Origin of the sequence: Kitasatospora sp. NBC_01300, assembly GCF_041435235.1 — a bacterium.
GTDB lineage: Bacteria > Actinomycetota > Actinomycetes > Streptomycetales > Streptomycetaceae > Kitasatospora.
Map to the genome: position 1 here is coordinate 5,550,954 of NZ_CP108408.1, position 14,411 is coordinate 5,565,364.

The 14,411-nt window shown below is 73.3% G+C and carries 13 protein-coding genes; 8 read left to right on the forward strand and 5 right to left on the reverse strand.

All coding sequences use genetic code 11. The features are described from left to right. Nucleotides 1-57: 57 nt before the first annotated feature. The 3 genes from OG556_RS24660 to OG556_RS24670 all read right to left on the reverse strand — a co-directional run bounded on the left by OG556_RS24660 (nt 58) and on the right by OG556_RS24670 (nt 3,063). On the reverse strand, nt 58-867 hold the full coding sequence (locus tag OG556_RS24660) for an ABC transporter permease (protein WP_371522864.1): 810 nt from the start codon (nt 865-867) through the stop codon (nt 58-60). Beyond that, complete coding sequence (locus tag OG556_RS24665; protein WP_350880479.1) at nt 867-1,691, reverse strand: ABC transporter permease subunit; 825 nt, start codon at nt 1,689-1,691, stop codon at nt 867-869. The genes OG556_RS24660 and OG556_RS24665 overlap by 1 nt, the downstream gene beginning before the upstream one ends. A 205-nt stretch (nt 1,692-1,896) precedes the next feature. Beyond that, nucleotides 1,897-3,063 carry an ABC transporter substrate-binding protein gene (locus OG556_RS24670; RefSeq protein WP_371519356.1) on the reverse strand — a complete coding sequence of 389 codons (1,167 nt, stop codon included), beginning with the start codon at nt 3,061-3,063 and terminating at the stop codon, nt 1,897-1,899. A gap of 369 nt (nt 3,064-3,432) precedes the next feature. Between OG556_RS24670 and OG556_RS24675 the strand changes: the two genes are divergently transcribed. Next, nucleotides 3,433-4,212, forward strand: coding sequence for a GntR family transcriptional regulator (locus OG556_RS24675; RefSeq protein ID WP_371519358.1), 780 nt, complete (start codon nt 3,433-3,435; stop codon nt 4,210-4,212). A gap of 48 nt (nt 4,213-4,260) precedes the next feature. On the opposite strand, the gene OG556_RS24680 is transcribed toward OG556_RS24675, so the two are convergent. Both OG556_RS24680 and OG556_RS24685 read right to left on the reverse strand, forming a co-directional pair. Next, nucleotides 4,261-5,856 (reverse strand): phosphonate degradation HD-domain oxygenase, encoded by a 1,596-nt coding sequence (locus OG556_RS24680; RefSeq protein WP_371519360.1) that lies wholly within the window; start codon nt 5,854-5,856, stop codon nt 4,261-4,263. A 253-nt stretch (nt 5,857-6,109) separates the two neighbouring features. Continuing rightward, complete coding sequence (locus OG556_RS24685) at nt 6,110-7,195, reverse strand: alanine--glyoxylate aminotransferase family protein (protein WP_371519362.1); 1,086 nt, start codon at nt 7,193-7,195, stop codon at nt 6,110-6,112. A 97-nt stretch (nt 7,196-7,292) separates the two neighbouring features. Between OG556_RS24685 and OG556_RS24690 the strand changes: the two genes are divergently transcribed. The 7 genes from OG556_RS24690 to OG556_RS24720 all read left to right on the forward strand — a co-directional run bounded on the left by OG556_RS24690 (nt 7,293) and on the right by OG556_RS24720 (nt 14,402). Beyond that, the gene (locus tag OG556_RS24690) at nt 7,293-8,384 is read left to right on the forward strand and encodes an amidohydrolase family protein (protein ID WP_371519365.1); all 1,092 of its coding nucleotides are present in this window, start codon (nt 7,293-7,295) and stop codon (nt 8,382-8,384) included. A 116-nt stretch (nt 8,385-8,500) separates the two neighbouring features. After that, nucleotides 8,501-9,178, forward strand: a complete 678-nt coding sequence (locus OG556_RS24695; RefSeq protein ID WP_371519368.1) for a uracil-DNA glycosylase — start codon at nt 8,501-8,503, stop codon at nt 9,176-9,178. Nucleotides 9,179-9,362: 184 nt separating this feature from the next. Continuing rightward, nucleotides 9,363-10,463: an SCO1860 family LAETG-anchored protein gene (locus OG556_RS24700; protein ID WP_371519369.1), complete on the forward strand. Its 1,101-nt coding sequence runs from the start codon at nt 9,363-9,365 to the stop codon at nt 10,461-10,463. A gap of 233 nt (nt 10,464-10,696) precedes the next feature. Then, nucleotides 10,697-11,719, forward strand: coding sequence for a glutamine synthetase (gene glnII / locus OG556_RS24705; RefSeq protein ID WP_350880359.1), 1,023 nt, complete (start codon nt 10,697-10,699; stop codon nt 11,717-11,719). A 217-nt stretch (nt 11,720-11,936) separates the two neighbouring features. Further along, the gene (locus OG556_RS24710) at nt 11,937-13,034 is read left to right on the forward strand and encodes an LLM class flavin-dependent oxidoreductase (protein ID WP_371519372.1); all 1,098 of its coding nucleotides are present in this window, start codon (nt 11,937-11,939) and stop codon (nt 13,032-13,034) included. A 49-nt stretch (nt 13,035-13,083) separates the two neighbouring features. Next, on the forward strand, nt 13,084-13,614 hold the full coding sequence (locus OG556_RS24715; protein ID WP_371519375.1) for a hypothetical protein: 531 nt from the start codon (nt 13,084-13,086) through the stop codon (nt 13,612-13,614). Then, entirely contained in the window at nt 13,611-14,402 is a 792-nt protein-coding gene (locus OG556_RS24720; protein ID WP_371519378.1) for an MOSC domain-containing protein, read from the forward strand. The genes OG556_RS24715 and OG556_RS24720 overlap by 4 nt, the downstream gene beginning before the upstream one ends. Nucleotides 14,403-14,411 lie beyond the last annotated feature (9 nt).

The window sequence follows — 14,411 nt, forward strand, 5'->3', positions numbered from 1 at the left end:
GTAACTCCTGGAAAGCGTGGGGTGGTTCAGGACCGTGCGGCCGGAGCGCGGGGCGCCTCAGGCCCGCGCGCCCTTGCGGCCGCGGCCGGCGGCGGACATCAGCAGCAGGACGAGCCAGACGATCAGCAGGCTGAGCATCGAGACGGCGACGGACATCTGGCCGTCGCTCTTGCCGTTGGAGTTGATCCACACCGAGAAGGGGGAGAAGCCGAGGATGGAGGCGGTGGTGAACTCGCCGAGAACCAGGGCGACGGTGAGGACGGCCGCGTTCAGCAGCGCGCTGCGCAGGTTCGGCAGGACGACGGTGAACACCGCGCGCAGCCAGCCGGCCCCGCAGTTGCGGGCGGCCTCGACCAGGGTGGCGACGTCCACGCCGCGCAGCCCGGCGTCCAGCGCCCGGTAGGCGAACGGCAGCGCCATCAGCACGTAGGCGATGACCAGGACGATCGGGAACTTCGGGTCCTGGATGGCCACGATGGTCTGGAACAGCGGGGTGTCCTGGAGGTAGTCCGGGCCCCAGCGCAGCACGCCGATGATGCCGGTGGTGAGCGCGACCACGGGGACGACCAGCGGCATCGAGCACATCACCTCGATCACCGGGCGCAGCTTCGGCGCACCGAGCCGGGCGGCGAGCATCGCCGGGACGAGCAGGAGCAGCAGCACCGCCACCGTGACGCCGGCCAGCTCCAGGCTCAGCACCAGGCTGTCCAGGAAGCCGGGCGCGTTCAGCAGCTCGGTGTAGGCCCGGAAGGTGGTGCCGCCCTTGTTGTCGTCGACGCTGAAGATCACCGAGGAGGCCAGCGGTACGGCGAAGTAGACGCCGCAGAGCAGCAGGACGAGGCCGCGGCCGAAACGGATGCGATTGATCAGGCGAGCCACTTGGCACTCCGGCGCTGAAGGGGCAGGTACACGGCCATCACCAGGCAGGCGACCACGATCATGTCGAGGCCGAGGGCGAGGGCGAGGTTGCCCTGGCCGACCAGGACGTTGCCGGACAGCGCGTCGCCGATCTGCATCGAGATCAGCGGCACCGAACTGCCCACCATGGCCTCGGCGGTGGCGTACGCGGCGAAGGAGGCGCCGAACAGCAGCACGAAGCCGCCGAGCAGCGAGGGCACCAGGACCGGCAGGGCCACGTGCCGCCAGTACTGCACGACGGTGGCGCCGTTGTTGTACGCGGCCTCGCGCCACTGGGTGCGCAGGCCCTCCAGGGCCGGGGTGATGGTGATGACCATCAGCGGCACCAGGAAGTACAGGTAGACCACGGAGAGGCCGGTGAAGGTGTAGAGGTTCCAGCCGTGGCTGGTGAGGCCGAACTTCTTGGTGACCTCGCCGGCGTTGCCGAGGGTGGCGACGAACATGAAGGCGAGCGGCACGCCGCCGAAGTTGGCGAGCACGCCGGAGGCGGAGAGCACCGCCTCGCGGAACACCCGGAACCGGGAGGTGGCCACGGCCTGGGCCAGCGGCAGGCCGACCACGGCGGCGATCAGCGCGGTCAGCAGGGAGAGCTTGACGCTGCCCCACAGGGCGGTCCAGTAGGCGCCCTGCAGCGAGCCGGTGAGGTTGTCGGTGGTGAAGGTGCCGCCGCCGTCGGGGGCGTCGGGCGAGGTGGTGAACGCGCCGATGGCGATCGCGACGGCGGGCAGGCCGAAGCCGACCAGGAAGAACAGGAGCAGGGGGAGGGCGGCCATCCAGGCGCGGCCGCGGCCGGCCCGGGGCTTGCCGGGGCGGGGGGCCCCGGCGGTCTTGGCGGTCTCGGTGCTCTTGGCCGTGGTGGCCGTGGTCGGGGAGGTCGTGGTGGCGGGGGTGGTTGCTGCGGGGCCGGGGGCGCCCCCGCCGCTCTGGGCGGCGGAGGCGGGGGCCGGCACCGGGGTGGGAGCCGTGGTCATCGTCAGGTCAGCCCGCGATCGCCTTGGCCCAGTTCTCGGTCACGGTCTTCTTGGCCGTGTCGGTCTGGTCCTGGGTCGGGAAGGTGGTGAAGGGCTTCTCGACGGTCGGCAGCTTGGTGGCGGCGGTCGCGTCCAGGGTGCCGGCCGTCTTCATGGCGTCGAACAGGGCCGGGGTGGCGTAGCCGCCCAGGAAGCCGTTCTGGCCCTCGGCGCTGTACAGGTACTCCTCCCACAGGCGGGCGGCGGCCGGGTGCGGCGCGTCCTTGTTGATCGCCTGGTTGTAGTACTGCGCGTAGGAGCCGTCCGAGGGGATGGCCACCTGCCAGTCGATGCCCTTGTCCTTGAACTTGTCGGCGTAGCCGGCGTTCAGGTACGACCAGTCGATGCTGATCGGGGTCTCGCCCTTCTCGATGGTCGCCGGGGTGACCTCGACCGGGTTGAAGTTGCCGGCCTGCTTGACCTTGGCGAAGAAGTCGATGCCGGGCTGGATGTTGTCCAGCGAGCCGCCGTTGGCGAGCGCGGCCGCGTAGACGGCGCCGAACGCGGCACCGGCCTTGGTCGGGTTGCCGTTCAGGGCGACCATGCCCTTGTACTCGGGCTTCAGCAGGTCGGCGAAGGTCTTCGGGCAGGCGGACACCTTCTTGGCGTCGCAGCCGATCGCCATGTAGCCGCCGTAGTCGTTGTAGTGCATGCCGTCGGCGTTCTTCATGGTGGCCGGGATCTTGTCGAAGTCGGTCACCTTGTACGGGGCCAGCAGGCCCTGCTTGGCGGCGCTGAGCGCGAAGGCCGAGCCGAGGTCGACGACGTCCGGGGCGCGGTCCTGGCCCTTGCGGGAGGTGACCGCGTTGATCTCGTCCTGGCTGGTGCCGTCCGGGTTCTCGCTCTCGATCTCGATGCCGTACTTCGCCTTGAAGTCGTCCATCAGCTTGCCGTAGTTCGCCCAGGTCCGGGGCAGCGTGATGACGTGCAGCTTCCCCTCCTTCTTGGCGGCGGCGATCAGGCCGTCCATCCCGCCGAAGTCGGCGACCGAGGTGGCGGTCTTGGCGCTCTTTCCGCCCGCGGCGTCGCCGGACTTCGCGGTGGAGGAGCCGGCGGAGCCGCAGGCGGTGAGGGACAGCGCGGCGGCGGTCAGGACCGCTGCGAAGGCGGCGGAACGGGCGCGGTGCACGGACACGGGTCAGTCTCCTGATCGGGTGTACTGCAAGGGGGTGAGCTGCGGTGGGGTTGTCTGATCGGGGGATCGTGCGAGTGGCCGTTCGGAGCCGTTCTGAGGTGCCCGGTGCCGTTCGGAGCCGCCCGGAGCCGTTCGAGGCCGTCCGAGTTGACTAGCCAACTTCGCTGACGGAGGTAAGTACGCCGGAGTCCGATGACGGGAAGGTGAACGGACGGCCCAGAACCGGGGTCGGCTGCGGGAACGGTCGAATCCGGCCATCGGAGCGTGATCCGTTCGGTGCGATGCTTCAAAGGCGCAGCGGGATAAGGTCGGGCTGTCCGTGCCGGTACGGCTGCGCAGGACACCGCCCCAGGAGGGACATTGACTGACGTGGCACTTGAGCCCGGGCGCCCCGCCGAGCGCGCTCCCGGCGCCCTGTACCGGAAGGTCGCCGCCGACCTGCGCGAGGCCATCACCACCGGCGCGTACGGCGAGGCCGGCCGGCTGCCCGCCGAGGGCGCGCTCGCCGAGCAGTACGGCGTCTCCCGGGGCACCGTCCGCCAGGCGCTCGCCGTCCTGCGCTCCGACGGGCTGGTCACCTCCCGCCGCGGCACCCGGCGCGTCGTGCTCGGGGGCGCCCGGGTGCAGAGCTTCTCCGAACTGCTCAGCTTCACGCACTGGGCGTACTCGATGGGCGAGGAGCCCGGCGGCATCCTGGACTCGCTGGTCCGCCGCCCCGCCGACACCGCCGAACGCGAGCAACTGCGCCTGGAGCCGGGCGCCGAGGTGTACGTGACCGTCCGGCTGCGCACCCTCTCCGGCACGCCCGTGATGGTCGAGCGGACCGTCTACCCGCCGCGAGTCGGCGAGATCGTCGCCGAGCTGCCGGCGGACGTCGTCTCGCACACCGAGGTCCTGCGCGAGCACGGCATCCTGTTCACCGACGCCGACCACACCATCGACATCGTGGCCGCCAACGCCGAGGACGCCCGGCTCCTCGGCTGCCGCCGCGGCGGCCCGCTGCTGCGCGAACGGCGGCGCACGACGGACCCGACCGGCACTCCGGTGGAGTGGTCCCAGGACCGCTACCTGCCCGGGACGGTGGCGTTCAGCATCCACAACTCGCTGGCCGCGTCGGCGCTTTCGCGGCACGCCCGGGAGGGTGACTGAGCCCGGGGCCGGGCCTGGTCCGTCTCCCGGGCGTGCCGGCCGGTGCCGTCAGTGCATGAGCGCGGCCAGCAGCGGGCGGTAGTGCTCGAAGCCCGGCGTCGGCGCCCCGGCCACCTTCGCCTGATCGTCCCAGCGGCGCACGGCCACCGCGTCGGCGGCGCGCGGGAGTTCGGCGAACGCGGCGGCCTGCCGCTCGTCCATCGGGCCGCCCTGGACGGCGAGGGTGTACTCCGAGGCCTCGGACAGCCGCTGCCGGTAGTCCGGCTCCACCGCGCACAGGTAGCGCTTGGCGGCCACGTGCAGCCGGACCGGCTCGGTCACCTCCGGGCCGAACCACCGCGCCAGCCAGTCGGCGCCGGTGTCGCTGTGCCGGTTGTCCTGACCCTCCATCAAGTCCCTTCCGTGCAGCGCACCCTGGCCGTGCTTGTCGAAGAAGTGGCCGACGTCGTGCAGCAGCGCGGCGGCGACGAGGTGGTCCGGCACCCCGGCCGCCTCGGCGGCAGCGGCGGCCTGGAGCATGTGCTCGGCCATGGTGACCTCCTCGCCCAGGTACTCCCCGGCGCCCTCGCCCGCGAACAGCCCGGCGATCGCGTCCAGCGCGGCGGTGCGGCGGCGCAGCACGGCGAGGGTGCTCGCCAGGGAGTCGAGGTCGGCGTAGCAGCCCTGGAGGTGGCGGTGGCCGTCCTGCTGGAAGGCCGTACGGGCGTGCAGCAGGCGGGTGTTGTCGAAGATCAGGCAGTCGCCGCGGTCGAGGCGGAAGGTGAGCTGGAGCTCCGGGCGCAGGGTGATCGCGGCGAAGCGGCGGTAAGCGGCGTAGAAGGCGTTCAGCTCCTCGGGGGTGCCGCGCAGGGTCCCGATCGAGCGGTTGTTGAAGCGCACCTCGCGGATCCGGCCGAGCGCGTCCAGCTCGATCAGCGGGCGGTCGGCGCGCAGTTCGGTGCGGCGGTCGCGGAAGACGAACGGGACGGGCGTGCGGGTGAGCGTCTCGAAGTCCGCCGGCGCCTCCTCCCGGAGGGCCGCCGCCGCCCGGAACCCGTCCACCAGGCCGGAGTCGCCGCCGGTCGCGGAGTTCTCCAGGCAGTGCAGCAGCTGGAGCGTCGGCACCGGGTCCCGGTACGGGTTGTCGGTGTGCGGCGCGATCGCGACGCTGGTGAACGCCAGGTTGTTCGGATCCGGCTCGACTCGGACGTCGAACAGCTCCCCGTAGTTGGTGACCCGGACGTAGCCGAAGCTCTCGGCCACCGCGAGGACCTGCCGCTCCACCGTCGGCACCCCGCGCAGCACCGCGAAGCCGCTGCCGCGCACGGCGGTGAGGACGGCGGCCTGCTCGGCGGGGTCGGACAGGTACGCCTCCCACCGCGCCTCGGGGAGGCCGCGGGCGAAGTCCGCCGCCACCCAGAGCCGCTTGTCGGCCTCCGTCCGCCCGTCGCCGTCCCGCTCGGCGCCGAGCCACGCCAGCGGGTACCGCGAGCGGTGCCCGCCCGACCAGAGGATCTCCAGGTGGCCGTCGATCTCCGTGCTCGCGGAGATCGTCAGCCCTTCCTCCAGGTCGTTGATCTGGAACAGCTTCTGGCCGTTCCGGGGGTCCCGGCACTCGGCGCACGGGCAGTTGTCGCGCAGCCAGTACGGCGGCAGCTCGGTCATGGTGGTCTCCTCCTCGGCGGCGTCCCGGGCGAAGTTGTATAGCCAACTTCACCCCTGGCCGGAGCCTGCCGGTCCCCGGTGAGATCGGCGTGCCGCGCAGATGAACGCTGCGGGAACTGTGCCGGGAGCCCATGGCCGAAACCCGCCGTGCCGGGTGCGGCTGGGTCTTGTCGGGGGGAGGGACGGAGCGGCCCCCGGGACCGAGGGTCCCGGGGGCCGCTGCGCGTGCTCGGGCCTTGACGGCGCCGTGGTGTCAGTCCTGGACGGTGGCCGTCCAGGCGGCCTCCGCGGCGGCCAGGGCCGGGGCCGGGTCCGCGTCCGTCGCGGTGGCGAGGGCGGCGAGGCAGGCGTGGACGGTGGGCAGGGCGGCGGCGGGGCCGTAGTGGTTGACACGGAGCATCGAGGCGGCGAGGGGCCCGCCGCCGGGCTGGACGGGGAGGGCGGGGTCGAGGCGGGCGGCGAGCTCGGCCGCGTGCACGCCGGCCGGGGTGCGCAGCGTGGTGGCGACGGGGGCCGCGTGGGCGTCCTCGGTGACGAACGGGGCGAGGGTGCCGAGCGCGCGGGCGCCCGCGCGGGTGGCGGCGGAGGCGGCGCGGTGGCGGGCGATGACGGCGGGCAGGCCGTCGGCGGCGATCCGGTCGAGGCAGGCGCCGAGGGCCAGCATCTCCAACTGGGCGGGGGCGTGCGGGAGCACGGTGCGCCCGGCGTCCGTCCAGCGCTCCTTCCAGTCGAGCAGGGACAGGTAGGAGCGGCGCGGGGCGGCCGGGTTGGCGGCGATCCGCTCCCAGGCGCGCTGGGAGACGGAGACGGCGGAGACCCCGGCGGGGCCGCCCATGGCCTTCTGGCCGCCGATGACGCACAGGTCGACGCCCCACTCGTCGGTGAGCAGCGGCTCGGCGGCGACGGAGGCGACCGCGTCGAGCATCAGCAGGGCGCCGTGCTCGCGGACGGCGGCGGCGATCCCGGCGACGGGGTTGGTGTTGCCGGTGGCGGCCTCGGCGTGGACGAGGGAGACGAAGTCGATGGCCGGGTGGGCGGCGAGGGCGTCGGCGACCTGCTGCGCGCTGACCGCGCTGTCGAAGGGGACGGCCAGGTCCACGACCTCGACCCCGCAGGAGCGCAGCCAGTTGCCGAAGGTCTGCCCGTACGGGCCGGTGACGATGTTGAGCGCGGTGGAGCCGGGGTGCGCGGCGCCGCGGATCGCGGCCTCCAGCGGCAGCAGCGCCTCACCCTGGGTGACGATGACGTCCGCGGTGGTGTGCAGCAGTGCGGCCACCTGGTCCTCGATCGCCGCGAACTCGGCGGCGCTGAGCGGGGGGAGGTCGAGGAAGGGACTCACGGTAGCGGCCTTTCGGGCGTGGGGTGGTGGGTGCCGGAACGAGTCTGCCGCATCTTTGCTGCTTACAGGGAACACGCCCGTCGGTAGAGTGCGGGCCATGAGCGATCGCGCGGTGCTGCACGTCCGGGGTCGGGTGCTGGTCGGTCCGGAGGACGTCCGGGACGAACTCTGGGTCGTGGACGGCCGGGTGAGCTTCACCCGCCCGCCCGGCGCCGAGGACGTCCGGACGGTGACGGGCTGGGTGCTGCCCGGCCTGGTGGACGCGCACTGCCACGTCGGCCTGGACGCGCACGGCGCCGTCGACGCGGAGACCAGCGAGAAGCAGGCGCTCACCGACCGTGACGCCGGCACCCTGCTGATCCGCGACGCCGGCTCGGCCGCCGACACCCGGTGGATCGACGAGCGCGAGGACCTGCCCCGGATCATCCGGGCCGGGCGGCACATCGCCCGCACCCGCCGCTACATCCGCAACTACGCGCACGAGATCGAGCCCGGCGACCTCGCCGCGTACGTCCGGGCGGAGGCCCGGCGCGGCGACGGCTGGGTGAAGCTGGTCGGCGACTGGATCGACCGCGAGCGCGGCGACCTCGCCGCCTGCTGGCCCGGCGACGCGCTGGCCGAGGCGATCGCGGCGGCGCACGAGGAAGGCGCGCGGGTCACCGCGCACTGCTTCGCCGCCGAGTCGCTGCCGGACCTGCTGGCGGCCGGCATCGACTGCATCGAGCACGCCACCGGGCTGACCGAGGAGCTGATCCCGGCCTTCGCCGAGCGCGGCGTGGCGATCGTCCCGACGCTGGTCAACATCGCCACCTTCCCGGGCCTGGCGGCCGGCGGCGAGGGCAGGTTCCCGGCCTGGGCGGCCCACATGCGGCGGCTGCACGAGCGCCGCTACGCCACCGTCGGCGCCGCGCACGACGCCGGCATCCCGGTGTTCGTCGGCACGGACGCGGGCGGCTCGCTGGCGCACGGGCTGGTCGCGGAGGAGGTGGCGGAGCTGGTGAAGGCGGGGCTGAGCCCGGCGCAGGCGCTGTCGGCGGCCAGTTGGGGCGCGCGGGAGTGGCTGGGGCGGCCGGGGCTGGAGGAGGGGGAGTCGGCCGACTTCGTGGTGTACGGGGAGGATCCGCGGGCGGACGTCCGGGTGCTCGCCGACCCGCGGCTGGTGGTGCTGCGCGGCCGGCCGGTGGGGTGAGCGGCCGGTCGGTGGCGGTGGCCCGTCGTGGTCGGCGGTGGGCCGGTCGGCCCCGGGCTCGTATGCATGATCATCCGCTGAACGCGCTGTCGGTGTAGGCCGATAGGGTGGCCACCATGGCACCGCGTCCACTGAACGAGATCGTCGAGCCCGGTTGGGCCACCGCCCTGGAGCCCGTCGGCGGGCGGGTCGCCGCCATGGGCGACTTCCTGCGCGCCGAACTGGCCGCCGGCCGTACCTACCTGCCGTCCGGGCCGAACGTGCTGCGGGCCTTCCAGCAGCCCTTCGCCGACGTGCGGGTGCTGATCGTCGGCCAGGACCCGTACCCGACGCCCGGCCACGCCGTCGGGCTCAGCTTCTCGGTGGCGCCGGAGACCCGGCCGATCCCGGCCAGCCTGATCAACATCTTCCAGGAGTACGGCAGCGACCTCGGCCTGCCCCAGCCGTCCAACGGCGACCTCACCCCGTGGACGCAGCAGGGCGTCCTGCTGCTCAACCGCGCGCTGACCACCGCGCCGCGCAAGCCCGCCGCGCACCGGGGCAAGGGTTGGGAGGAGGTCACCGAGCAGGCGATCCGGGCGCTGGTGGCGCGCGGCGGCCCACTGGTGGCGATCCTGTGGGGGCGCGACGCCCGCAACCTGCGGCCGCTGCTCGGGGACGTCCCGGCGATCGAGTCGGCGCACCCGAGCCCGTACTCGGCGAGCGGCGGCTTCTTCGGCTCGCGGCCGTTCAGCCGGGCGAACGAGCTGCTGGCGCGGCAGGGGGCGCAGCCGGTGGACTGGCGACTGCCGTAGCAGACCGGAGTCAGCGGCAGGCGTCAATCTCACTCCAACGAGTGAAATGACGTTCTGTGTGGCTCCTGTGACGGACTGTTCGAGAAGACTGGCGGCTCACCGTTCGGAACGCCGGCCCCTCCCTGCCTGTCGCGGGTGACGTCTGGGCGCGCTCCGGATCAACAGCACCTGTGGGGGTACCGCCATGTCTTCTCGTTCCACCAGCTCCACCCGTTCCACCAGCTCCACCCGTTCCACCAGCTCCACCCGTTCCGCCGGCTCCACCCGTTCCGTCCGCCGGGCCGCTTCCGCCGCCGCCGTGGTCGCGGCCTGCACGCTGCTCACCGTCCCGCCCGCGTACGCCGCCCCGGCGGCCACCGCGTCGCCCTCTCCGTCGTCCGCCGCCTCGCCCGGCAAGGCGCGTGCCGTCACCGCCGAACTCGCCCTGGACGTCAGCCTGTTGAACAAGGCGGTCGACGTCCCGGTGGACCTCGCGCTCAACAAGGTGGAGACGCCGGCCCTGCGCGAGGGCTCGCTCCTCACCGCCAAGGTCGACGGTGTCGACCAGCAGGGCCCGGTCACCCTGGTCAAGGCCGACATCGGCACGGCCGTGACCCGCATCGACGCCAAGGGCACCGCCGCCTCCGTCAAGCTGGTCAACGCCGACGTGCACGCCCCCGGGCTGCCCGCCACCACGCTGATCGGCCTGGAGGCGATGAGCGCCGAGGCGACCTGCCCCGTCGACGGACAGCCGACCGCCGACGTCGTCGCGCCCGCCAAGCTGACGGTGCTCGGCAAGCCCGTCACCATCGGCCTGTACGGGCCGACCAAGGTGGACGTGCCGCTGATCGGCAGCGTGTCGGTGGAGCTCTCCAAGAAGAGCACCACCTCGACCACCGCGGCCGCCTCCGCCCTGGAGGTCCAGGTGGAGGTGAACCCGCTGAACCTGAACGTCGCCAAGGTCACCGGCAAGATCACCGTGGCCTCGGTGAGCTGCGAGAAGCCCTCCGCGCCGGCTGCCGGTGCGACCCCGACCCAGGCGACCCAGGCCCCGACGTCGCCCGCGCCGACCGGCACCGCCGCCACCGCCCAGCCGGTCGCCGACACCACCACCCGCGCCGTCGCCCCGCAGGCCGCCACCGAGAAGCCCGGCCCGTCGGAGAAGCCGGCCGCCGGCCTCGCCGCGACCGGCGGCAGCAGCGCCACCGGCCCGCTGGCCGCCGGGGCCGCCGCCCTCGTCGCCGGCGGGGCCGGCGCCCTGTGGGCCACCCGGCGCCGCCGGGCCGCGCACGCCCGCCGGGGCTGAGCCCCGGCCCCTCGCGGTGCGGGAGCGCCACCCCGGGCGCCATCCCGGGTGCCACCCCGGCGCCCCGGGTGCCGCTCCCGCCACCCGGGGCGCAGCCCTGGCACTCCCGCACCGTGACCGTGCCACCACGGAGGGTTGGTTCACATCCGCGTTACACGAGAGGAACAACCGGGAAACGGCGGCTTGCGACGCTACGCGGGCACCCACCACCCAGCAATGCGAGGTACACCGCCGTGGCAATCAAGGCCGAGTACATCTGGATCGACGGCACCAAGCCGACCGCGAAGCTCCGTTCCAAGACTCGGGTCCTGCCCAACGCGGACAAGATCCCGACCTGGGGTTTCGACGGCTCCTCGACCAACCAGGCGGAGGGCCACGCCTCGGACCGCGTGCTGGACCCGGTGAAGGTCGTGCCGGACCCGATCCGCGGCGGTGACAACATCCTCGTCCTGTGCGAGGTCCTGGAGACCGACGGCACCCCGCACAAGTCCAACACCCGCGCCCTGCTGCGCGAGGTCGACGAGAAGTACGCGGCCCAGGAGTCGATCTTCGGCATCGAGCAGGAGTACACCTTCTTCAAGGGCTCCCGCCCGCTCGGCTTCCCGGAGGGCGGCTTCCCGGCCCCGCAGGGCGGTTACTACTGCGGCATCGGCGCCGAGGAGGTCTTCGGCCGCGAGATCGTCGAGCTGCACCTGGACCGCTGCATCGACGCCGGCCTGGCGATCTGCGGCATCAACGCCGAGGTCATGCCCGGCCAGTGGGAGTTCCAGATCGGCCCGGTCTCCTCGCTGACCGTCTCGGACGACCTGTGGATCGCCCGCTACCTGCTGTACCGCACCGCCGAGGAGTTCGGCATCGACGCCACCCTGGACGCCAAGCCGGTCAGGGGCGACTGGAACGGCGCGGGTGCGCACACCAACTTCTCCACCAAGGCGATGCGCGAGGGCTACGACGCCATCATCACCGCCTGCGAGTCGCTCGGCGCCTCCCAGGACAAGGTGCTGGAGCACGTCAGCCAGTACGGCGACGACATCCAGTCCCGCCTGACCGGCAAGCACGAGACCGCCCCGTGGAACGTCTACAGCTACGGCGTCTCCAACCGCGGTGCCTCGGTCCGCATCCCGTGGCAGGTCGAGGTGGAGCAGAAGGGCTACATCGAGGACCGTCGCCCGAACGCCAACGTCGACCCCTACGTCGTCACCCGCCTCATGATCAACACCTGCTGCGAGGCGCTGGAGAAGGCCGGCCAGGTCTGATCCGCCCCCGCCGCGCACCGGCCGCCGGTCCTCCCGTACGCGGGAGGGCCGGCGGCCGTCGTCGTCGGGCATAATCGCTCGCATGACCGCTTCCGCCCGCCGTGTCCTCGTGCGACGTCTGCACGTGGACCTGGTGCGGGTGTGTGCGGCCGCGTGTTGCCGGTGAGTGTCTCCGTCCTCATCCCGCAGGCAACCCGGCGTAGGAGTGTGTCCGATCATGTCGCTCGTGTTCCACTGGTTCCTTCCCACCAACGGTGACAGCCGGCAGATCGTCGGGGGTGGGCACGGGTCCACGCCGGGGGCGGCGGGGACGGACCGGCCGCCGAGCCTCGGGTACCTGGGGCAGGTCGCCCGCAGCGCGGAGCAGTTGGGGTTCGAGGGGGTGCTGACGCCGACCGGCGCGTGGTGCGAGGACGCCTGGCTGACGACGGCGATGCTGACGCAGGTGACGGAGCGGCTGAAGTACCTGGTGGCGTTCCGGCCCGGACAGATCAGCCCGACGCTGGCCGCGCAGATGGCCGCGACGTACCAACGGCAGTCCGGTGGACGGCTGCTGCTGAACGTGGTGACCGGCGGGGAGTCCGCCGAGCAGCGCGCCTACGGGGACTTCCTGGACAAGGACGCCCGGTACGCGCGGACCGGGGAGTTCCTGGACATCGTCCGGCGGCTGTGGGCGGGCGAGACGGTCGACCACCACGGGCCCCATCTGCGGGTCGAGCGCGCCAGGTTGAACCGGCTGCCGGACCCGGTGCCGGCGGTGTACTTCGGCGGCTCGTCCCCGGCGGCCGGCGCGGTCGCGGCGCAGTCCGCGGACGTCTACCTGACCTGGGGCGAACCGCCCGCCCAGGTGCGGGAGAAGGTCCGCTGGATCCGCGAACTCGCCGCAGCCCGCGGGCGGGTGGTGCGGTTCGGGATCCGGCTGCACGTGATCACCCGGGACACCGCCGCGCAGGCCTGGGCGGAGACCGAGCGGCTGCTCGCCGGAATGGACCCGGGGCGCGTGCGCCGGACCCAGCGGGCGCTCGCCGAGAGCGAGTCGGAGGGCCAGCGGCGGATGCTCGCGCTGCACGGCGGCTCGGCCGAGCGGCTGGAGGTGTACCCGGGGCTGTGGGCCGGGATCGGCCTGCTGCGCGGCGGCGCCGGGACGGCCCTGGTGGGCAGCCACCGGGAGGTCGCGGACCTGATCACCGAGTACCACGAGCTGGGGATCGACGAGTTCGTGCTGTCGGGCATGCCGCACCTGGAGGAGGCGTACTGGTTCGGCGAGGGCGTGCTGCCGCTGCTGGCCGCCCGCAACCTGTGGCACCGGCCGTGAACTCGCAAACCGCTGGTCAATCCGCCGGGGCGGCCGGAGAATTCACGGCATGACGCTGCCCCTGCTCCTCCTCGACGTGGACGGACCGCTCAACCCCTACGCCGCGCCGAAGACCCAGCGGCCGGAGGGGTACGACACCCACCGCCTGCTCCCGACCTGGTGGGCGGACCGGCAGGCGCGCTACTCCCACGCGCGGGCGAAGCCGCTGCGGGTGTGGCTGAACCCGGCGCACGGGCCGGAACTGCTCGGCCTGCCGTACGAACTGGTGTGGGCCACCGGCTGGATGGGCGAGGCGAACACCCACATCGGCCCGAACCTCGGACTGCCCGAACTCCCCTACATCCAGTGGACGGACCTGTTCGGGGAGGACCCGGACGGCCTGCACTGGAAGACCCGGGACGTGGTCGCCTGGGCGGACGGCCGCCCGTTCGTCTGGGTGGACGACGAACTCGGCCCGCAGGACACCGCCTGGATAGCCGCCCACCACCCCGCCCCGGCCCTCACGTTCCACGTCAACCCCCGACTCGGCCTGCTGGCGGCCGACTTCGCGGCCCTGCGCGAATGGGCGGTCGCGGCATGAGGATCGGAACGGTCGAACGGCTGCGGCGCTACCCGGTGAAGTCGCTGCTGGGGGAGGAGCTGGCGGCGGTCGGGGTGGACGGGCGCGGCCTGGAGCGGGACCGCGGCCGCGCCCTGCTCGACCTCGACACCGGGAAGGTCGCCAGCGCCAAGAACCCGCGGCTGTGGGCGGGCCTGCTCGGTTACACGGCGGCGACCACGGCGGGCGGCGTGGTGATCACCGACCCGGACGGGCGGTGCGTGGACGAGGAGGAGCTGTCGGCGGCGCTCGGCCGCAAGGTCGCCCTGATCGCCGAGCGCCCGCCCGGGGCGACGATCGAGCGGGCCGTGCCGGAGGAGGTGCTGGCGCACGGCATCGAGGCCGAAGTCGACGTCACCGTCAACGAGTTGGGCCGGGCCGCGCCGGACGGCGGCTTCTTCGACTTTGCCCCGCTGCACCTGGTCACCACCTCGACGCTGGCCGCGACCGGCGCCGAGGCGGAGCGCTACCGGCCGAACCTGGTGATCCGCACCGAGGGCGAGGGGTACGTCGAGAACGCCTGGGTGGGGCGGGAATTGGCGATCGGGCCGGCGCTGCGGCTGCGCGTCGTGGTGCCCACGCCGCGCTGCGCCGTCCCGACCCTGCGGCACGGCCCGCTGCCCCGGAGCACGTCCGCCCTGCGCGTCCCGGCCGAGCGGAACCGCCTGGTCCCGCTGGAGGGCATGCCCGCGCTGCCCTGCGCGGGGGTGTACGCGCAGGTGCTGGTGCCCGGCCGGGTCGCGGTGGGGGACGCGATCAGGCTGGGCTGAGGCGAGGGG